This is a genomic window from Variovorax sp. 10N420 (assembly GCF_056394705.1).
Window position 1 is genome coordinate 385,017 of sequence record NZ_JBFTIJ010000002.1, and the last position, 20,601, is coordinate 405,617.

The window sequence follows — 20,601 nt, forward strand, 5'->3', positions numbered from 1 at the left end:
ACCAGCCGATGCGCATCGCCATCCCCGACGACTACCAGGACTGCGTGCGAACGCTGGACTGCTTCGCCCGGCTCGCAGGTCACGAAGTCCGCATCTTCAACGACACGGTGAAAGGCACCGACGCGCTCGCCGCGCGCTTCGCCAATGCCGAGGCGATCGTGCTGACGCGCGAGCGCACGCGCATCGATGCGGCACTGCTCGATCGCCTGCCGAAGCTGCGCCTCATTAGCCAGACCGGCAGGCTCGCGGGGCACGTGGACCTGGAGGCCTGCACCGTGCGCGGCGTGGTGGTGGCCGAGGGCCGCGGCGCAGGCTCGTCGACCGCGGAACTCACCTGGGCACTGACGCTGGCAAGCCGCCGTCATCTTGTGCAGGAAGCCAACCGTCTGCAGCAAGGCAAGTGGCAAGGCCACCTGGGCCAACAGCTCGGCGGGCAGCGCTTGGGCGTGTGGAGCTACGGCCGCATCGGTCGCCAAGTGGCCGCCTACGGGCGCGTGTTCGGCATGCAAGTCTGGGTCTGGGGTCGAGAGGCCTCGACGCAGGCTGCGCGCGCCGATGGCTTCGAGGTCGCTCCCACGCGCGAAGCCTTCTTCGCCGATAGTGACGTGATCAGCCTGCACGTGCGGCTCAGCGAACACACCACCGGCATCGTGCGCGGAACGGATCTCGATCGCATGAAGCCCACCGCCCTGCTGGTGAACACCAGCCGCGCCGAGCTGGTCGAGGCCGGTGCGCTCGAACGTGCGCTGCGACACGGCCGGCCGGGCTTCGCGGCCGTGGACGTGTTCGAGGAAGAGCCGCCGCAGGGCGCCGCGCATCCCCTGCTGGCCTTGCCCAATGCGCTGTGCACGCCCCATATCGGCTATGTCGAGCGCGACAACTACGAGCGCTACTTCGGCATTGCGTTCGACAACATCAACCGCTTTGCCGAAGGCACGCTGACCGACGCCGTCAACCCGCAGGCCCTGGCAACCATCACCCGCTGAAATTGCTCCAGTTCTGCGGGCGCCGCGCAATCCGCGATCTGGCTGTTGGAACTTCCGAACAGCAAGTCACCTTCCCAATGGCCAGGCACTGCTCGATCTTCTGCCGTGGCCGGGCGCTCGCTGATCGAGACCGCGTCAACGATTCTTCCGTGGGTGTCGGTCTTCTGCGTGTGGTGGCGCGAGCGACGCATGCCTCGCGTGCGCCTGAGATGCTGCAGCAGTTCCTTCTTCAAGGCCCCGCGGGCTTGAGTGAACAGACTGCGGTAGATGGTCTCGTGTGACACGTGGCAGTTCTCGTCGCAAGGGTAAGTGCGTTTGAGCCACCCCGCAATCTGCTCCGGAGACCATTGCAGGCGAAGTTTGTCCGTGACGATGCCCGCCAAGCCGGGTTCGACCACATCTGGGACTACTTGGCCATTCAGTGCCAGAGTGATCTGGTCAATAGGGCAAGGTCAATGATGCCAGCGAAGCCATGAACACCTTTTCTCGCCCGCGGACACTGGGCCTCTCAGCCGCGAGTCACTACAGCGGCAGCACCGATGCGAATGACCAATCCGGCACACGGATGCGCGCGAGGCGGTCACGCTGGACGGTGCGTGTGCGTGCCGTCTCTCGCGCTCATTCCGGTTTGACATGACCTCGTTCGGGAATGTCGCTGGTCTTCGTCGGTCGACCGCCTTGTCGGCGGCATCGGACCACACTGAAAACAACGGCGGCACGGCGGTGATCGGGAAGAAGCCGACGAAACTGCCGATGATGCCGCCACCGACCTGCGTCACCTCGGTGCGCGTCGGCGACGACGTCCAAACCGCCGCCGACTAAGCCCTCTGACCTAGCGTGAAGCGAATCCTCCGCGCCAGATCCTCGCGGGAGTACGGCTTGCTCAACAACTCCACCCCGGCATCGAGGCGGCCACCATGGACGATCGCATTTTGTGTGTAGCCCGACGTGAATAGCACCGCGATGTTCGGCAGGTAGCCGCGAGCCATTCGGGCCAAGTCCAGGCTGCGCAAGGGGCCGGGCATGACGACATCAGTAAACAGCAGGTCGATCTTGATGCCGCTCCTGATGATGGCCAGCGCGCTCTCGGCATCACTCGCTGCAAGCACCTGGTAGCCAAGCTCTTGGAGCGTGTCCATAACCGTTCCACGCACTTGATCATCGTCCTCCGCAACGAGGATGGTCTCGGTCCCACCTACGGCTGGGGTTGATCCTGTCGGCGTGATCGACTGTTCCAAGTCCTTGGATCGTGGCAGGTACAGCTTGACCGTGGTTCCATGACCGAGCTCGCTGTAGATTTTGACGTGCCCCCCGGACTGCTTGACGAATCCATAGACCATGGACAAGCCCAACCCCGTGCCTTTTCCCTCGGGTTTGGTCGTATAGAACGGCTCGAAAGCTTGTGCGATTACCTCTGGGGACATTCCGCTGCCGGTGTCAGAAACTGCGAGCATGACGTATTCGCCCGGATTCACCTCCGCATGGACGAGTGCGTAGGCCTCGTCCAGCAGAGCATTCCCAATTTCAATCGTCAGCTTGCCGACTCCCTCCATGGCATCGCGTGCGTTGATGGCCAGATTGAGCACGGCGTTCTCGACCTGGGCGAGATCAGCGCACGTGTTCCAGAGACCCTCGGCTACAAGCGTCTGCACCTCGACAGTTTCGCCCAAGGCCCGCTGGAGCATGTCGTCCAAAGTGAATAGGAATCTCCCAAGATTCACCACCTTAGGCTCAAGGGCCTGGCGCCTGCCATACGCGAGGAGGTGCCCGGCAAGTCGCGCTCCCCCACGAACAGCCTCGAGCGCGTTCTGGACCCGCCGCTCCGCGCGCTCGTTACCGACCACCTCTCGGGCAAGCAACTGCAAGTTGCCAGCGATGACCTGTAGCAGATTGTTGAAGTCATGCGCCACGCCGCCCGTGAGCTTGCCGATGGTCTCCATCTTTTGTGCTTGTAGCAGGGCTCGCTCCGTCCGTTTCAGCGTTTCCGCAGCAGCCTGACGCTCAGTGACGTCCCGCGTGATCTTGGCGTACCCGACGAAGTTGCCATGGGAGTCGTGGATCGGGTCGATGACCACATGCGCAAGGAAGCGGGACCCATCCTTTCGTACGCGCCATCCTCCTTCCTGTTCAAAACGGCCCTCAACCAGAGCCGTCGCAAGAGCTCGCTTGGGCAACTCAGACTCTTGATCTTCAGGCGTATAGAACTTGGAAAAATGAGTCCCGATGACTTCAGCTCGGGTGTACCCTTTGATTCTTTCCGCGCCTGCGTTCCAAGTGGTGATCAGCCCCGAGGGATCGAGCATGTAGATCGCATAGTCGGTGACGCCCTCGACCAATAGGCGGAACTCCTGCTCTCGCTTGCGAAGTGCCTCTTCGGCGGCCTTTCGCTCGCCGACGTCGCGGGTTATCTTGGCGAAACCGAGCAAGCGCCGGTCGGGCGTATAGATCGGATCGATGACCACGTTTGCCCAGAATCGGGAGCCATCCTTTCGAACCCTCCAACCCTCGGCCTGGAACGTACCTTCAGCTTCTGCGGTTTTCAGCGCGCGGTCTGGAACTCCGGCCTCTCGGTCCTCAGGCAAATAAAAGCGCGAAAAATGCTGACCTATGATTTCTTCAGCGGCGTATCCCTTGAATCGAGCCGCACCTGTATTCCAGCTGACGACATTTCCGTTCGCATCCAGCATGTAGATGGCGTAATCATGGATCGCAGAGACGAGCAGTTCGAACCTCTGTAGTTCCATCATCCTGCGATCATCTGGAAGCTGGTTGTTCATGTCGTTGCACTGATGTGAAAACCCCGCATTTTGCTGGTTCGTGACGCTCAGGGTGTCCAACCCAAACGGCCCAACAAACGAAAACGATTTTGGCCCAAGCAGCGCTCGAATTCGACACCTCTCTAGCGTCGCTGGAGCGGCGTCTGCCTTTCGACATCGTCGACGCATGGTGCACTGCACAAAGGACAATATCCAGAACTCCTGGTCGGGACTAGGTTCGAGCCTTTGGGACGCCAGAGCAAGTGCGCGCAACACGCTCGCCTACTTTGCTGGGATCAGGCTGGACCTTGAGCGAACCCACTGTATTCATCGTCGACGACGCTTGTCGCGATTTGGTTTGCGAGTTGGTCGCGTCCGTTGGACTCGCGGCAGGGGTCTTCAGCTCTGCGGCTGCATTTCTGGTCGTCTTTGAACATGGGTGCTTGCTTGGTGCTCGACCTATTCATGCCGCGCTAAAGGGCTCGCACTCCAGGAGCGCCTTCGATAGCTGCGCGTCAACCTGCCCATAGTTTTTATCAAGGTCATTGCTTTCAGTGTGGAGGCCGTCGGACCGGGATGTCGAAGTGCAGCACCTCTTCTCGCACACCAAGCTTTTCGTAGAGGCGTATGGCCGGAGTGTCGGGCGGATCGGCCTGCACAAAGACCACCCAAGCACCGCGCTCAGCGCCGATCTCCTGGAGGCGGCGGATGAGCCCGGTTGCAACCCCCTGGCGACGATGCGCTGCCATGACGGCAAGGTCGTAGATGTAGATCTCCGCACGCTCCTGCTCGAACTTCTGCAGGACATAAGCGGCAAGTCCCCCGATGACCTGTTCGCCCGCGCGGGCGACAAGCCCAATAAAGCTATCGCCGCCTAGAAGTCGCTGAAGATAGGCGGCACTGGGACGACGAGCGGCGTAGATTTCAGGATCTTCAAAGGCCTCCGCGAATACGTCGAGCATGCCCGACATCCAGGCACCGTCGGCCGCGGTCAGTTGATGGAACGTGTGCATCGTTCTTTCTTGCATCTGCGTCACAGAACGAAAGTGGATCTTGCCAATGACTACAGCGAGCCACGGAGGGCCTAGGCCCGCTTCTGGCCGAATTTTGCCCGGGATGCCGAGCATCGAAGGCGCGCGACTCAGCGGGCCGTGGGCTTCCACTGACGCGCCCAATCGCTCAGAGGCGTCAGCGCTGCACTCAACTTTCGCCCCTCTTCGGTGAGTCCGTAGCCGCCTTCGTCGTGCTCAACCAAACCAAGCGCTCGTAGCTCTGCGAGCCTCGTGTTCAACAGACTGGAGTTTGTGTCGCAGGCCTCCTGAAGCGCGCGAAACGTCAGCTGCTCCTTGCGGAGCTCCCAAAAAATCCGAAGCGTGGACCTTCGACCCAGTAGGTCCAGAGCCACCATGATGGGGCGGCCGGTCCGTGAACCGCGCACGGGGACGCCAACCTTTAGAACAGCCATGCTTTACTTTTCAAAGCAACGTGGATAGAGTTCAATGCTTTAGAAAATGTAGCAGATGCTTGAGAGCAAGCCATGACTGTTCGTATCGCTCCCGCGGAGCCACCTTTCCCCGCCGGTATCCAATCTTCGCTTGACGGCCTCATGCGTGGAAAGTCGCCCCTGGTGCTCTTTACCACGCTCGCGAGGGACCCTCGCCTTTTCCAGAAGTTCTTCGCGGGCGGGCTGCTTGACCGTGGAAACCTAACGTTGCGACAGCGCGAACTCGTCATCGCGCGCACCACGGCGCTGTGTGGGTCGGAATACGAATGGGGCGTCCACATCGCACTGTTCGCATCGCACGCCCGATTCGATGAAGCGCAGATCCTTTCGCTCGCCTCCGGACAACCGCGAGATACCTGCTGGCAGGATGAGGACAGGCTGCTGTTAGAGCTTTGCGACATGCTTCACGCCAACTGCACTGTCGACGACGCTCTATGGCAGTCGCTGAAGACAGCGTTCAGCGACGAGGGCATTCTCGAGTTGCTCATGCTGGCAGGCTTCTATCGCACCGTCAGCTATCTGACAAACGCTCTGCGCTTGCCGGCCGAGCCAGGCTCGGCAACCTTTCCCTCGACTTACGGCAGCTAAGCCCCCTTCGTGCCCTGTCGCTTGAAACAAGTGGGAGGTCGCCAGCCAAGCCTTCGAAGTTCGTCGCGAGTGGCGGACGACGGCAATGATGACAAGGAGAACCGAATGATCAAAGTCACCGTGATGTACCCGTACGCCGAAGGCGCGCGCTTCGACCACGCCTACTACCGCGACCGGCACATGCCGATGGTGAAGGCCAGGCTGGGCAGTGCCTGCGCCTACTACACCGTCGAAAAAGGCCTGGCCGGCCGAGCACCAGGTTCACCGCCCGCCTTCGTGGCGACGTGCGCGTTCATCTGTAATTCGGCCGAAGGCTACCTTGCCGCAAGCCAGGAGAACGGCGCCGAGATCAGGGGCGATATCGCCAACTACACCGACATCGTGCCGGTGATCCAGATAAGCGAGGTCGTCGTCGAGCGGTCGGATCGTTGAACGGACCAGGTCGATCAAGGCCAGCTGGACTGATTTTCAATCTGGCTCCGAGGCTTGTCGCAATATGGGCGCCTAGCTTGAGTTAGACCTGCCGCTTGAAGCAGTAGTGTCGCGCGCGTTCATTGCCGACCTCGTCGTCGTCAATTCGAAGAGGTTGGGCCGTGTCGGGTGCGCGCGGTTCCTTGTCGATGAACGGAAGCAGTAACTGTCATTGATTCCTCGATCGAATCCAAGGCAACCCAGCCTTCGCAACCAGCGTTCGTGATCTCGGCTGCGTAACATGGGCGCAACGTGCCAACGCTTGGCGCCGGGTTTTGCTCGGTCGCTTTGAACTCGGCCAAGCGAATCACGTCGTGGCCACCATCGGCATCATGTGAGCAAGAACATGCGAGCCTCAATCGCCGGGCTGAGGCGCTGGGGCTCGCCCTCCCCGCCCCCGCAAGCTACGCGGCCCTATCGCTTCTCTGCTTCGCTTCGGAACGCCTTCAGCGCGTCGTTGGACACTGCCAGGCAGCGCCTGCGGCGGCGAAAGACACCCACTTCGGATCGGCCGTGCGCTCTTCTTGCTTGAAGAATCCGCCCTCCTTGGCAGCTCACAAGAACTTTCACGACGGTTTAACGGGCGCAATCGTTGCAGCGGTTCTAGCTGCTGCAACTCGCTCTCTCGCTAGGCGCCTTCGGCGTTCGACTTCGAAACACGCGCACTGCTCAACGGGTTTTTGTCGCCCCGCAGCGCCTGCGCGCGCCAAGCGGCGGCGAGTTGTTTCCGGCGCTCCCCGTCGAGACTGGCGATCTCGCGCGACGTGGGCAGACTGGCCATTCGGAAAATGATACCGATTAAAACCTGGACAGTTGAGCTGCCGCTTGTCAGTACGCTGTCTGGGCAGAGACTTCGGCATCCGCGCTAGGAAAGTCTTTCGTTTGGCGCCAGGTTAAAAGTGCCACGCCTGTTCTATTCGCCCGGTTCGAGCCCCTGAGTTCACCATCTAGTCAGATTTGCGGCATTGGGACCTGATGCCCCTTGGGCCGTCTGTACGAGGCACCGGACTCGTCAGTCCAAAGGATTCAAGTCGCCGAATCGGGGATTCTTTGATGTTCGTGGTTGCTTTAGTGTTTGGGGATCGCCATTCAGCGCGATCGAGCCCTGTGGGGAACGCCACTCTGCGGCGATTTCGCTTCGTGAAAAAATGAGGTGAAATGTTGGCCGACTCGCACGGGAATGATGTCGCACGACACGATTAGAAGCTGGACATTTCCAAACCAACGCCGTGAAACAATTTCCGTGCCCCGGTAGGCAAGTTAATGAGGCTGTTTTCTGAACAAAAACAACGAGTTAGCACTCAATTTTGATTTTCCGCTGGCGATGTTTCACGCAAATACCTTATTTGCCGGGACATGGGTCCAAGTTCAGTCCATAATTTGGTTACTGAATAACCTATTGCTCCTATGCCATCTCCAAACGGACCGAATCCTGGGGTTGAGAATCCCTCCTGGGCGCCGGTGATCAGCATCGTCGACCTCGGCCGAATTCTCATGCTCCTGCATGGGGCCAATGCCCCATCGATGGCCACGCTCAAGAAATGGAGCGCCAGCGGCGAATTTCGAAATTGCTTGCTAACTGCAGATGATGCATTCGGAGGACGTACAGACCCCGCGCGTACGGAGAGGGAAGGAACATCTCCGCGCGCACGTCCCGGGCGCCCGGGTCTGCGGCTAAGCACCGATAGAGCGATCGCGCGTGTCTATGAACTATGGCCACAATTGGTGGAGAGTTCTTCCCCTGCTGCTGTCTTCGAGCAAGCAGTCGCTCGAACGGCGGACCAACTCGTCGCCGCCATTCGGCCGTTGATTCACGATGCATCTTCAACGTCGCAAACACCACGAGTTGAACACCCGAGACTCGGTGCGCCGCACCAAAGTGCCAGCCAAGAATGGCAGCAGCGCATCGAAGAGGCGGTTTCGTTGCTGGGTCGGGACATGCGTGAACTGCGCCGCGAGATGGCGCAGTTCACGGCCTTGCGCAACAACCTGATCACACGGCTGGATGAAGTGGTCGCACGTTCTCGGGAGTCCTTGCTTGCGGGGCCGCGAGCAGAAGCGGGCACTGACCCGATCGTCGAAGCTCGGCGCGACAGAGACATGGGTGTCCTCAAGTCGACCATCGATCAAATTCGATCGACGCTCGAACGGATCGAGACATCAAACCGTGGATCTCGTTGAGGGGTGTAGTACGGTACTACGCGCTGCAGGCGCCGGTCGATCGGAAGCGCCGTAGTACGGTACTACACCTGACCAACCCAAAAGAAAAGGCGCCAAGCGGCGCCTTTTCCTTTGGGTTTCATCGCTCAACCGGCAGCCGCGAAGTCTTCTAAAAGCCGTGCAAGTTCCACTTGGCGCGCGGCACTCAGCGCCACATGAATGCGAACCGAGGCTCGTCCATCCTCGTCGATCTTCATGGTCGCCACGGTCTCGCCGTCCTTGGCGAAGGACTGAATCGATGGGTGTGAAGGAGCACGCATGACCGATTCGCTGGTGGAGGTGAGCCTTGCGAAAATGTCCTTCGCACTCATTGAGCCACGGTTCATGGCAATCTCCGCGGCTCGCGACTCCACCACCGCCGGGTCGCGCTCAAGCGCAGCCTTGAAGGCGGTCGACCACCGAAACTGCAAATCAAGGGGTGACGCAAAGGCGCGCAACACGGAGTCCGGCAAGCGCGCCAGCACCAATGCCTTGGACAAGTTGGTTGCATCGACGCCGATCGCAGCAGCCATCTGGCGCAACGATGGATAGAGCCCTCGGTCCAGCGCCCGCGCATACATCACGCCTTGCTCCCAGGCCGACAGGTCTGCCCGCTCCCGGTTTTCGCGCTCCATTTCCTCGAACAGCGCCCGATCGTCGAGGTTGTCGACGAAAACCAGAACCTGAAATCCCAACTGCAAGCACGCCTCGTGGCGACGGTGACCAAACACGATCTCGTACCTGGGCCCCTCACCCGAGTTCGCGATCGCCCTCACCTTGATCGGTTGGATATTGCCGCCCGCCTCCTTGATCTCTCGTTTCAGATCTTCGAACGACCTGCTCTGAAAGCTCGACTCGTGGCGATTGGCAAAATCACTGCGGCGAATCAGATGAGGATCGAGAAGCCGGGTGGCCTTGGCGCCGTCCCAAGCGCTGAGCTCGGTCACCGCCTCGCTGAGGCGTCCTTCCAGTTCGACGGCTTTTGCGGCTTGCTGGCGCAACTCGTCGTTTTCGCGCAGAAGTTCGGACCGCTGGTCGTTTGCAAGGGCCATCATGGCGCCGGGGGCCGTCTTCGGCTTCGCAGCCTCCGGATTCGGCGCCGACGCCGGCATCAGCGAGGCGAAATCGATCTTCGATGCTTTGTCCTTGAGTCCCATGTCAAACCGCCGTTTCCAGAACTTGCCGTTCGGCCACCTGTCGCGCCCAGACGGCTTCGATTTGCTGCTCGATCAATTCGCACATACGGTCGTAGGCGACTCGCGCTCGCGAAAAGGTCTTCGAATTGACCGAGCCGCGAGGCAAGTCATAGACGGTTCCGAATTCGGCGCTCGCCGTTGCGGCCACGGCCGTCTTGGGAATTTCGATCGGCAGCACCTTGTCGCCGTAACCCTCGAGCACCCATTGCCGGACCACCGAGCTCGCGGTGTCTGATGCTTCAACCCTGGACAACAGCACGTCGATGAACTCAAAGCTCTTGTCTTTGCCTCGGCTGCGAACCAGCTGATTGCAGAGATCCGAGAACAGATCCCAGAACTGGGCGGAACTGGCGAAGTCCAGGGCCGAGGGCGGCAGCGGCATGATGACTCCATCCGCGGCCATGAGCGCATTGATGGTGACGTAGCTCAGCGAGGGCGGCGTGTCGATCACGATCACGTCGTACTCCTCCCGCGGCAAATCCAGACCCCGATCCAGCACGCGCCAGAATTCAAAGCCCGGGTCCCTGGCCTGCCGGGCCGGCAAATGGAATTCCGCGCCATAAAGCAGGGGCGCCGCGCAAACCAGGTCGATGTTGGGCCAGTAAGTCGAACGAACCGCATATTTGAGGTTTTCCTGTTCGCCGGTGAACAGCGACATGGCAGTGTGCTCGGTCTCGACCTCCGCGTCAGGGAGCACGCCGAACAACGTCGTTGCAGAACCCTGGGGATCGAGGTCGACGAGCAGCACCCTGTGCCCGCGCATGGAAAGCCCTTGCGCCAGCGTGACAGCCGACGTCGTCTTGGCCACGCCCCCCTTGAAATTGGCCACAGTGATGGTGATGCCGGCGGCGCCGTTCGGCCGAAGGTGCTCGGACCGCAATTCACGCGCCCAACGCTGCGCATCGCCCATGGACCATTCGCGGCTGTTTCCGTGGATTTCCCCGGCGGGCAGGTCGCCCCGGGTCAATCGGTAAGAGATCTTGGATTTGTCGACCCCACACAACTCAGCCAATTGCACCGCCTTGAGCGTCGGTGCAGACTTCACCGCGGTCGGCGCCAGCATGGCAGCGCGGATCCGGTCCATCATGCCGGCGATCTTCTGCGCTTGCTGTTCGATGTCTTCGAGATTCTGTCGCCGGATTGTTTGTTTGATGTCCACTCGTTTGTGCCTTGAAAGTTTTGCAGTCGTGCGATTATGCCCATCACACCTCAAAAAACGAAGAATCGCGTAGACACTGCAAGAACAAGCGTGCAATCGGCGGGTTTTCATGCCTTTTTTGACAGAAAACCTCCGAGATTAAGAAAGCATCTTGAATACCTTAAGAGATTAAGGACTCCCGTCGAAGTGAAATTCATCAATGAAATCAATGACTTACGAGATTTTTTCGATCCTTTACGTCCGACTTCTCATCGCATGTGTCCGGGTTTTCATCGGATGTGTCCGACTTTCCATCGCCCGCTGTCCGGAATCTGATCGCCTCCGCCGAAGGTTATCCACAAAGCATGCCGCCGCCCCAGCGGCGTGCAAAACAGCAACTGTCCAGGTATTTATCGGCTGCTTTTTGGCCGCTGGAGGGTACGAGCCGCACCCGGCACGTCAAATGTCCGGGTTTTGATCGCGGTCTGGAGCCATGGACGGGCGCCAGCAAACAGAGAATGTCCAGCCTTTAATCGGGTCGCGCGCCAGCTTTGCGTGCGAACTGTCCAGGTTTCCATCGCCTTAGCGCTGAACTTCTGCGGATCTTGTGTCCAACAGCTCTTGGACATAAGATCTCGCCTTCATGAGCACACCCTCCGCCACACCTGTCGACAAACCGGCCATCGGACCGGGCGTCGATGAGATCCTGGAGTTGCGCAAGCCGCACGAGATGATCGTGATGATGCCTCGCTCCGCGCGCGTGACGCTCACGGGCCGGCGCATCTACAGCGCGTTGCTGCAGGTGGCTCAGACCCGACTGGTCGCGCTGCCGGCGATGCCCGCGGCGGACTTCATGTTCGAGGCGCCCTTGGCGGCCATCCTGAGGACGACCGGTTCCAGTGGCAGCGAGCGCACCGCAGCGAAGAAGTATTTGATCGAGATGCGCAGCCTGGAGGTGGACTGGGAGTCGACCGCGCCCGGCGACGGCGTCAAGTGGCGCGGCTTCTCGATGCTGTCGGAAGTGGCACTGGAACAGCGCCGCGGCGAAAACTGGGTGAGCTGGTCCTACCCCCCCACGATCATGGCCGCGCTGAGAGAGCCGCAGCGCTGGGCGAGGATCGACCTCGATGTCCTCGCCAAGCTGGGCTCCTACACCGCCGTCGCGCTCTACGAGATTTGCGCGCGCTACCGCGAGAATCCAAGCGGGGTGACCAGCCGCAAGCCCGTGAACTGGTGGGTGGACGCCTTGAGCAACGGGCCCGGGCCTGATCGTCGTGAATGGCGCAAGTTCAAGAACGAACGCGTCAAGGACGCCATTGCCGAAATCAACGCCGAGACGGATCTCGACATCGACCTGGTCGAGCACAAGCAGGGCAGGGTGATCACCGAAGTGCAATTTGCGGTGCGCAAGAAGCGCCAGGCGATCGCGCCGCGGCAGCTTGCGGGCGAACCCGTCGATGCCACGCTCGTGCTGCGGGCCGAGACGCTCGGCATCCGCGAAATCAAGCTTGAAGGGCTCATCAAGGAGTTCGGCGACGAGCGTGTGCGTATGCAGATCGAGGTGCTGGAACGACGCGCTGCCAACAAGTCGTTGCGGAGCATCGACAACGCCTTTTCGTACCTCCGTTCCCTCTTGCGCAACGAGCCCGTGCACGACGGCGCGGGGGAGGGCGCACGGCCGGCGAGCGCACCGGTCATTCAGGCGCCGCCTCCGGATGATCCCCCCGCCGCGCCGGCTGTCGCGAGCGTGGACAGCGGCACTTGGCTTCGAGAGCAGATCCAGGCGATGAAGAAGGAAGTCGCCGCCCTCGAACCGGCACAACTGAAGCGCTGGGTCGACCTGGCGTTGCAGGACCTGGCGCGCAAGGGCGCGCTGACCGCAGTCATCAGCCGACGCGCGGCGCAGGGCGATGTACTCCATGGAATGCTGGGTTCCGCCGTTGTGTATGCATATGCGGATGCGACCTACGGTCCGGAATGGAAGGTCGACCGCCAATTGTTCGACGCGTTGCCATAAGTTGCACTGTATGGGTGTCGGCGGCTGCCTTCTCTGGCGAAGCTTGAACGACAATCCAGACCCGGTCGCCGGCAGACGCATTGCCGCGCTGCCAAGCCCGCACGCCCGATGTTCCGCCCGAATTCCGACCCCAGTCCCCACGCCGCTTCCGCAGATTCTCCCGACATCATTCATGGCCCTGACCGGCCTGAGTTGCTCCGATCCGAGACCCTTGCCGACCTGTTCGAGGCCACTGCCGAGAGGGCTCCCGCACGTACTGCGCTGATCTTCGGCGAGCGGGAGATCAGCTACGGAGAACTCGATGCCCAGGCGAGTCGGGCCGCTTCCAGGCTGATCGATGCCGGCGTTCGGCCGGGGCACATCGTCGGCCTGTGGCTCCCACGCGGCGTCGAGCTGCTGGTCATGCAGCTCGCCATCGCCAAGAGCGGCGCTGCCTGGCTGCCCTTCGATGCCGACACGCCGCCCGAGCGCATCGCTGCTTGCCTGGATGACGCCGATGCTGTCGGCGTCGTGGGTTGCGCAGCCCTGGGGCCCGAGCGGCTGGCGACCGAGCGGACCCTCTGGACGGACGAGATGCTCCTGGGCGGCGTTCAACGAGAGACGCTGCGTCGCCGCGAAGGCACAGCGCCGGATCACCCGGCGTACGTGATCTACACCTCCGGCTCCACCGGCAAGCCCAAGGGAATCGGGATCAGCCAGCAAAGCATCTGCCACTTCCTTCGCAGCGAGAACGCCGTGTTGGGCGTGCGGGAGGACGACCGCGTCTACCAGGGCTTCTCGGTTGCGTTCGACATGTCCTTCGAGGAGATCTGGCTGAGCTACCTCGTCGGGGCGACGCTCTGGATTGCGCCGAAAGCCATTGCGTCCGATCCGGAAGCATTGCCGAAGGCGCTGATCGAACAGCGCATCAGCGTGCTGCATGCCGTACCGACGCTGCTTGCGTTGTTCGATCGCGATGTCCCCGGATTGCGCCTGATCAACCTGGGCGGCGAAATGTGCCCCGCATCGCTGGTCGAACGCTGGGCGCGGGCCGACCGGCAGATCTTCAACAGCTACGGCCCGACCGAGGCAACCGTCTCGGCGAGCATGGCTGAGTTGCGTGCTGGCGATCGCGTGACCATCGGCCTGCCGTTGCCGAATTACGCGTTGCTGGTCATTGCGCCTGACGTGGAGCAGGGGCTCAAATTGCTGCCGCGTGGCGAGGTTGGCGAACTGTGCATTGCCGGTCCCGGCGTCGCTGCGGGCTATCTCGCGCGCCCCGAGCTGACGGCCGAGAAGTTTCTCCCCAACCCTTGGTCAAGCGGTGCGCACGACGATCGGCTCTATCGCACGGGTGATCTGGCGCGCATCGACGAAGACGGGCGCGTGCAGTGCCTGGGCCGCACGGACGACCAGATCAAGATCCGCGGCTTTCGGGTGGAGCTCGGCGAGATCGAAGCTGTGCTGGCGCAGCAGCCGGGTGTCGGCACAGCCGCTGTGGTGCTGCGTCAGGTGGAGGGCGTCGACCAGTTGATCGCCTTTCTCGTGGCGGACAGTGGCACGGCGCTTTCAGCGTCATCGTTGCGCTCCGCGCTGGGCGCGCGGCTGCCACCCTACATGGTGCCCAGCCGCTACGAGGTGTTGGCGCAAATGCCGCGCCTGAGTTCCGGCAAGATCGACCGAAAGACGCTCAAGTCGCAGCCTCTGCCCGAAGCGAAAGGGCCATCCGAAGGCTCGGATGCACCGGAGACTCCGGTCGAAGTGGCGCTCTTCGCCGCTTTGGCAGGGCTCTTTCCCGGCCTGGCGATCCGACGTACGTCGGATTTTTTCGACGAACTCGGCGGCCACTCGCTGCTGGCGGCACGCCTCGCGTCCCTGCTGCGCGCCGATCGGCGCTTTGCCCAGATCACGGTGCGCGATATCTACCAGCGCCGCACAGTGGACGGCATTGCCGCAGCGCTCGAATCATGCGGTGCGCGGCAAGCGCAGCCCGTGCCGGACTGGACGCCGCCTTCGGCATGGCGCCGCTGGCGTTGCGGAGTCGCACAGGCCGCGGCAATCCCCGTATTGGTCGCGATCCGCATGATGCAGTGGCTCGCCCCGTTTTTCACGTATCACTTCTATACAGGCGGGGCAGGGGATTCCATCCCCTTTGCGGTGGTGATGTCGGTCGTGGTGTTCCTGGGCGCGACGCTGCTTGAATTCGCACTGGCCGTCGCCGGCAAATGGCTCATCGCAGGCCGGCTCAAGCCGGGTCGTTACCCGCTCTGGGGCCTGACCTATTTCCGCTGGTGGCTGGCCGACCGGCTGGTCGATGCCGCGCCGACGTACTTCATCAGCGGTTCATCGCTGCATGCCTGGTGGCTGCGCGCATTGGGCGCGCGCATCGGCAAGGACGCGAGCATCGGCTCGATCAAGCTGCGCGCACCCGACCTGTTCACGCTCGGCGACCGCGCGAGCATCGGCAATGCCGTGAACTTCGAGAACGCGCGCGTGCAGCGCGGCGAACTGATCATTGGTCCCGTCGACATCGGCGCAGAGGCGCACATTGGCTCCTACGCCGTGCTGGAAGGCAACACGCGCGTCGGGAGCTGGGGCCATCTGGACGGGCAGTCGGCGCTCGCCGATGGGCAGACAGTGCCTGCAGGGCGCATCTGGAGCGGTTCACCCGCGCGCGACGTCGGCCCTTTCGACGCTGCCGGGTTGCGTCCCCGCCCACCGGTCAGCAATCGGCGGCTCGCGGGCGAAGGCGTGTTCTTCCTGGGCGGTGCGATGCTGGTGGCGGCCCTGTTCTTCCTGCCGGTGTTTCCGACCTTCATGCTGATCGACGTGCTGGACGACACCGAACGGTTTCCGTGGCTCGAAACGAGTTCGACGGTGTTGCGCCTGTTCAAGTACTTCGTGCTCGCGCTGCCGGCAGGGGCCGTGATGATCGTGCTCACGGCCTTGATTTCCGCGGCCATCCGCTGGAGCGTCTTGCCGCGCCTGAAGAGCGGGAGCTGGCCCGTGCACAGCAATGTCTACTGCGGCAAATGGCTGGTCAACCAGATCCAGGAATCCAGCCTGCAGGTGCTGCATGGTGTGTACGCCACGCTTTTCGCGCCGATGTGGTACCGGTTGCTCGGCGCCAAGGTGGGGCGCAACGCGGAGATCTCGACCGCGCTTGGCGTCGTGCCTGACATGCTGACGCTTGGCGACGACACCTTCATCGCCGACGCGGTGCTTCTGGGCGACGAGGAGATCGACGGCGGCTGGATGACGATGCGGCCGACCGTCATTTCCCGCCGCAGCTTCGTCGGCAACGGCGCCTATCTGCCCGATGGCACCACCTTGCCCGAGAACGTGCTGATCGGGGTGCTGGGCCGCGCGCCGGAAGCATCGGCGCTTCGCAGTGGCGACACCTGGGTGGGCTCGCCCGCGCTGCGGTTGCCGGCGCGCGAGATCGTCAGCGGCCATCCTGAATCGCTGACTTTCAAGCCCTCGCCACTGCGCCGCCTGGGCCGGGGCATGGTCGAAGCCTTCCGCATCGTCGCGCCGCACGCGATGGTGATCGCCGCCGGCTACAGCATCGTGCTGGCCGTGATGCCGTCCGCGGCTGCCGAGCACTGGGGCGCCGTCGCGTGGTATCTCACCGTCGACGGGCTGATCTTCGGGCTCTCCACCTTCGTCTTCGTGGCGATGTTCAAGTGGCTCTTCTTGCGCCGCTACCGGCCGTTGGCGGTGCCGATGTGGACGCCTTTCGTCTGGCTCTCCGAAGCGGCGACGAACTTGTACGAAGGGCTCGCGGTGCCGAACTTCATGCACTATCTGCGCGGCACGCCCTGGCTGCCCATCGCCTTCAATCTGATGGGCGCGCGCATCGGCCGCGGCGTCTATCTGGACACTACCGACTTCACCGAATTCGATTGCGTCCACATCGGCGACTACAGCGAACTCAACGCGATGACGTGTCCGCAAACCCACCTGTTCGAAGACCGGGTGATGAAGATCCATCACGTGAACATCGGTTCGAAAGTGAGCATCGGGCCGCGCAGCACGGTGCTGTATGGGGCGACCGTGAACGATGGCGCGCAACTGGGGCCGATGACGTTGGTCATGAAGGGCGAAAGCATTCCGCCAGCGACACGCTGGAGCGGGAACCCCGCCGCACCCGGCTGAGCCTCTTTCGCCTTTCCAGCAGGCTCAGGCCCGGGGCGGGCCAATTCCCGAAAGTTGCAGGGATATTCGCCGTTCCCGCCGTGCCCAACCTACCGGCCGGTAGGAGTGACTGTCTCCTGGGTGTCTCTCAAGTGACGCGCTCTCCGGACAAACCTTGAGCCCGCGCGGCAGCCCGCGCTTCCACAATGACCGCTGTCTCAACCCGGAGCCATCCCGGGCCATCCCGAGGAAGCATGTGGAACTCTTCTTTCAACAATTCCTGAACGGTCTCACCATCGGCGGTGTCTACAGCCTCGTCGCGCTGGGGCTGACGCTGGTGTACGGCATCCTGCACGTGCCGAACTTCGCGCACGGCGCGTTCTACATGAGCGGCGCATTCGCTGGCTACTACCTGATGGCCAAGCTGGGCGTCAACTACTGGCTCGCGATGGCCGGAGCGGCGGCCATCGTCGCGGTGATTGCGATGCTCGCGCAAAGGCTGGTGTTTCATCCGCTGCGCAATGCCCCCGAACTGCACGACATGATCGCCGCCATCGGCATCCTGCTTTTCCTCGAAGCCGGCGCGCAGGCGTTGTTCGGTGCGGACTTTCATCGCATGCCGACGCCTTACGGGCAGGTGGTGGAGATCTTCGGACTCACCGCGCCCCTGCAGCGACTGCTGATCATCGCCGGCGCGTTCGGGCTGATGGTGTTGCTGCACTTGTTCCTGAACCACACGGTGCTCGGCTCGACCATCATCGCCATGGCGCAGAACCGCGACGGCGCCGCGCTTGTGGGCATCGACGCCACGCGCGTGACGCTGCTGGTGTTTGCCATCTCTGGCGCGCTCGCGGCCATCGCCGCGGTGCTGTATGCGCCGATCAACCTCGTTTATCCCGCGATGGGAAATCTGGTCATCACCAAGGCCTTCGTCATCATCATCCTGGGTGGCATGGGGAGCTTTCCGGGCGCAATCGTGGGCGGGCTGATCATCGGCATGGCGGAGAGCTTTGGCGGCTTCTACTTCTCGACGGACTACAAGGACATCATCGCCTTCGTGCTGTTGGTGGTGATCCTTTCGTTCCGGCCGCAGGGCCTCTTCACGGCGAAGGGGGCGCGCTGATGAAGTGGCTTCAAGGCAAGACCGGCTGGGCGCTTCTCGCCGCCGTGGCGCTCGTGTTTCCGCTCTTCGCGCAGAACAACTACCTGATCTCGGTCGCGACGCAGGCTTTCATCATGGCCATCGCCGCGCTCGGGCTCAACCTCATCACCGGCTACACCGGCCAGTTCAACCTGGCGCACGGCGCGTTCATGGCGGTCGGTGCGTACACGGTCGGCATCCTGACGGTCGATCATCACGTGCCCTTCTGGATTGCGTTCGCTCTGGCGGGCGTGGTGACCGGCATCCTCGGCTACTTCATCGGGCTGCTTTCGTTGCGCCTGAGGGGCCATTACTTCTCGATCTTCACGCTGTGCGTGAGCTACATCATGTTCCTGCTCATCGAGAAGTGGGAAAGCCTGACCCACGGACCGGTCGGGATCATGGGGATCCCCGCGCCCACCGGCATCGGCCCGGTGCAGTTCGGAACGCCGCTGTCGCAGTACTACCTGGTGCTGGCCTTTCTCGCGCTGGGCATCTGGATCATGTCGCGCATCGTCGGTTCGCTGCTCGGCCGAAGCTTCATGGCGGTGCGCAACAGCGACGATCTGGCCGAAGCGCTCGGCGTGGACCTGATGCGCACCAAGACGCTTTCCTTCGTGCTGTCGGTCGTGTATGCGGGATTCGCGGGCGCGCTGTACGCAGGGCAGGTCCGCTTCCTGGGGCCGGATCTCGCAAGCGAAACAGTGACCTTCGACCTGATCATGTTCGTGCTGGTCGGCGGCATCGGGACGCTGCTCGGGCCGCTCGTGGGCACCTTCCTCGTCACGTGGCTCACGCAGAGCCTGCAGTTCCTGCAGGACTACCGCATGGTGGTGTTCGGCCCCGTGCTGATCGCGCTGATCATCTTCCTGCCCGATGGCATCGTCGGCACGTGGCTCAAGCGGCGTGCGCAGCGTGCCGATGCGGCGAGGGCAGGGCGGCAGCCGGGCGAGACGACGGCTGACGATGCAAGCGCAAGGGAGGCGCAGGGCAATGCTTGAAATCGATGCACTGACGAAGCAGTTCTTTGGCCTTACCGCCGTCGACCAGGTGTCGACACGCTTCGAGCGCGGACAGGTCAGCGCCATCATCGGCCCGAACGGCGCCGGCAAGACCACTTTCTTCAACCTCGTCGCAGGCACGCACAAGCCGACCTCCGGCCGCATCACTTTCAACGGCAGGGACGTCACCGGCATGCGGCCCGATCACGTCGCCAAGCTAGGCATCGCGCGCACCTTCCAGGCCACGCACCTGTTCGACAACGCGACGGTGCTGGACAACCTGATCGTGGGCCATCGCCTGCGCACGAAGTCCGGCCTGTGGGACGTGCTCGCGAATACACAGCGCCTCAAGGAAGAAGAGCGCCTGTGCCGCGAGAAGGCGCGCGAGGCGCTCGAGTTCGTCGGGCTCTCTCACGTCGCGAATCGCATTGCGGCCGACATCACACAGGAAGAGCGCAAGCGCGTGGCCTTTGCGCTGGCGCTCGCCACCGACCCCGAACTGTTGCTGCTCGACGAGCCGGCCGGCGGCGTCAATCCCGAAGAGACAGTGGGTCTCGCGGCCCTGATCCGAAAGCTGGTGGACCACGGCAAGACCGTGTGCCTGATCGAGCACAAGATGGACATGATCATGCGACTGGCCGACAAGATCGTCGTGCTCAACAACGGCGCCAAGATCGCCGAGGGTACGCCCGCCGAGATCCGGCGCGATCCGCATGTGATCGAAGCCTACCTGGGAGCGGACCATGCTGCGGTTTGAAGGCGTCGACCTGCACTACGGCAGTTTTCGTGCGCTGAGCGGCGTCACGCTGCACGCAAGCCCCGGCGAACTGGTCGTGCTGCTGGGGGCCAATGGCGCTGGCAAGACCTCGATCTTCATGGCGGCCAGCGGCATCCAGAAGCCCAGCGCCGGCAGCATCCGCTTCGGCGATCGCGAACTGGTCGGCCAGCGGCCCGCGCAGATCGTCGGCGCCGGCCTCGTGCACTGTCCAGAGGGTCGCAAGCTGTTCCCGATGATGTCCGTCCGAAAGAACCTCGCGCTCGGCGCCTATGTGCATCGGCGCGACAAGGCGGGCATCCAGCGTTCGATCGATGAAGTCTTCGAGCTCTTTCCGATCCTCGAGAAGAAGCAGAACGATCCCGCGGGTTCGCTCTCGGGCGGCCAGCAGCAGATGGTGGCCATCGGGCGCGCCATGCTGGGCCGACCCAAGGTGCTGCTGCTGGACGAGCCTTCGCTCGGGCTGGCGCCGCTCATCGTCAAGCAGGTGTTCGAAGTCATCCAGCGCATCAACCAGGCAGGCACGACCGTGCTGCTGGCGGAGCAGAACGCGTACTCGGCACTGGCGATTGCGGATCGGGCTTACGTGATCGAGCGCGGCCACATCACGCTCGAAGGCGATCGCGAATCGCTGCTGCACAACGAAGCGGTGCGGGCTGCCTACATCGGCGCGTGAGCCGCTTCCATCTTTCCTTTCCATCAACCGGAGACAT

The 20,601-nt window shown here is 62.5% G+C and carries 17 protein-coding genes and 1 pseudogene; 11 read left to right on the forward strand and 7 right to left on the reverse strand.

All coding sequences use genetic code 11. The features are described from left to right. Nucleotides 1–8: 8 nt before the first annotated feature. A complete protein-coding gene (locus tag AC1DEK_RS06240; protein WP_478124345.1) occupies nt 9–986 on the forward strand; it encodes a D-2-hydroxyacid dehydrogenase family protein in 978 nt (325 codons plus the stop codon). A 32-nt stretch (nt 987–1,018) separates the two neighbouring features. Here the strand turns inward: AC1DEK_RS06240 and AC1DEK_RS06245 are convergent. Further along, nucleotides 1,019–1,369 (reverse strand): annotated as a pseudogene (locus AC1DEK_RS06245) (IS30 family transposase); the annotation flags it as partial. A 250-nt stretch (nt 1,370–1,619) separates the two neighbouring features. On the opposite strand from AC1DEK_RS06245, the gene AC1DEK_RS06250 reads away from it, so the two are divergent. Then, the gene (locus tag AC1DEK_RS06250; RefSeq protein ID WP_478124346.1) at nt 1,620–1,808 is read left to right on the forward strand and encodes a hypothetical protein; all 189 of its coding nucleotides are present in this window, start codon (nt 1,620–1,622) and stop codon (nt 1,806–1,808) included. Here the strand turns inward: AC1DEK_RS06250 and AC1DEK_RS06255 are convergent. The 3 genes from AC1DEK_RS06255 to AC1DEK_RS06265 all read right to left on the reverse strand — a co-directional run bounded on the left by AC1DEK_RS06255 (nt 1,805) and on the right by AC1DEK_RS06265 (nt 5,207). Beyond that, on the reverse strand, nt 1,805–3,763 hold the full coding sequence (locus AC1DEK_RS06255) for a hybrid sensor histidine kinase/response regulator (protein WP_478124347.1): 1,959 nt from the start codon (nt 3,761–3,763) through the stop codon (nt 1,805–1,807). The genes AC1DEK_RS06250 and AC1DEK_RS06255 overlap by 4 nt on opposite strands. 530 nt (nt 3,764–4,293) lie before the next feature. Beyond that, nucleotides 4,294–4,755 (reverse strand): AAC(3)-I family aminoglycoside N-acetyltransferase, encoded by a 462-nt coding sequence (locus tag AC1DEK_RS06260; RefSeq protein ID WP_478124348.1) that lies wholly within the window; start codon nt 4,753–4,755, stop codon nt 4,294–4,296. Between the two features lie 128 nt (nt 4,756–4,883). Continuing rightward, complete coding sequence (locus tag AC1DEK_RS06265) at nt 4,884–5,207, reverse strand: winged helix-turn-helix transcriptional regulator (RefSeq protein ID WP_478124349.1); 324 nt, start codon at nt 5,205–5,207, stop codon at nt 4,884–4,886. 72 nt (nt 5,208–5,279) lie between these two features. Here AC1DEK_RS06265 and AC1DEK_RS06270 point away from each other — a divergent pair, with 72 nt between their 5' ends. Both AC1DEK_RS06270 and AC1DEK_RS06275 read left to right on the forward strand, forming a co-directional pair. Then, entirely contained in the window at nt 5,280–5,834 is a 555-nt protein-coding gene (locus tag AC1DEK_RS06270; RefSeq protein ID WP_478124350.1) for a carboxymuconolactone decarboxylase family protein, read from the forward strand. Between the two features lie 105 nt (nt 5,835–5,939). Then, on the forward strand, nt 5,940–6,266 hold the full coding sequence (locus AC1DEK_RS06275; protein ID WP_478124351.1) for an EthD family reductase: 327 nt from the start codon (nt 5,940–5,942) through the stop codon (nt 6,264–6,266). A gap of 667 nt (nt 6,267–6,933) precedes the next feature. On the opposite strand, the gene AC1DEK_RS06280 is transcribed toward AC1DEK_RS06275, so the two are convergent. Beyond that, a complete protein-coding gene (locus AC1DEK_RS06280; protein WP_478124352.1) occupies nt 6,934–7,086 on the reverse strand; it encodes a hypothetical protein in 153 nt (50 codons plus the stop codon). 680 nt (nt 7,087–7,766) lie between these two features. On the opposite strand from AC1DEK_RS06280, the gene AC1DEK_RS06285 reads away from it, so the two are divergent. Further along, a complete protein-coding gene (locus AC1DEK_RS06285) occupies nt 7,767–8,486 on the forward strand; it encodes a hypothetical protein (protein ID WP_478124353.1) in 720 nt (239 codons plus the stop codon). 125 nt (nt 8,487–8,611) lie between these two features. Here AC1DEK_RS06285 and AC1DEK_RS06290 read toward each other — a convergent pair whose 3' ends face one another. Both AC1DEK_RS06290 and AC1DEK_RS06295 read right to left on the reverse strand, forming a co-directional pair. Beyond that, on the reverse strand, nt 8,612–9,505 hold the full coding sequence (locus tag AC1DEK_RS06290) for a ParB/RepB/Spo0J family partition protein (RefSeq protein WP_478124354.1): 894 nt from the start codon (nt 9,503–9,505) through the stop codon (nt 8,612–8,614). 157 nt (nt 9,506–9,662) lie between these two features. After that, the gene (locus tag AC1DEK_RS06295) at nt 9,663–10,970 is read right to left on the reverse strand and encodes a ParA family protein (RefSeq protein WP_478124355.1); all 1,308 of its coding nucleotides are present in this window, start codon (nt 10,968–10,970) and stop codon (nt 9,663–9,665) included. A 511-nt stretch (nt 10,971–11,481) separates the two neighbouring features. Between AC1DEK_RS06295 and AC1DEK_RS06300 the strand changes: the two genes are divergently transcribed. From AC1DEK_RS06300 to AC1DEK_RS06325, 6 genes are all read left to right on the forward strand, one after another. Beyond that, entirely contained in the window at nt 11,482–12,855 is a 1,374-nt protein-coding gene (locus tag AC1DEK_RS06300) for a hypothetical protein (RefSeq protein WP_478124356.1), read from the forward strand. Between the two features lie 108 nt (nt 12,856–12,963). Next, nucleotides 12,964–16,992: a Pls/PosA family non-ribosomal peptide synthetase gene (locus tag AC1DEK_RS06305; protein WP_478124357.1), complete on the forward strand. Its 4,029-nt coding sequence runs from the start codon at nt 12,964–12,966 to the stop codon at nt 16,990–16,992. A 235-nt stretch (nt 16,993–17,227) separates the two neighbouring features. Next, complete coding sequence (locus tag AC1DEK_RS06310) at nt 17,228–18,094, forward strand: branched-chain amino acid ABC transporter permease (RefSeq protein ID WP_478124358.1); 867 nt, start codon at nt 17,228–17,230, stop codon at nt 18,092–18,094. Further along, nucleotides 18,094–19,113: a branched-chain amino acid ABC transporter permease gene (locus AC1DEK_RS06315; RefSeq protein ID WP_478124359.1), complete on the forward strand. Its 1,020-nt coding sequence runs from the start codon at nt 18,094–18,096 to the stop codon at nt 19,111–19,113. The genes AC1DEK_RS06310 and AC1DEK_RS06315 overlap by 1 nt, the downstream gene beginning before the upstream one ends. Then, on the forward strand, nt 19,106–19,870 hold the full coding sequence (locus AC1DEK_RS06320) for an ABC transporter ATP-binding protein (protein ID WP_478124360.1): 765 nt from the start codon (nt 19,106–19,108) through the stop codon (nt 19,868–19,870). The genes AC1DEK_RS06315 and AC1DEK_RS06320 overlap by 8 nt, the downstream gene beginning before the upstream one ends. Continuing rightward, nucleotides 19,857–20,564: an ABC transporter ATP-binding protein gene (locus AC1DEK_RS06325; protein ID WP_478124361.1), complete on the forward strand. Its 708-nt coding sequence runs from the start codon at nt 19,857–19,859 to the stop codon at nt 20,562–20,564. Before AC1DEK_RS06320 ends, AC1DEK_RS06325 begins: the two co-directional genes overlap by 14 nt. Nucleotides 20,565–20,601: the final 37 nt, after the last annotated feature.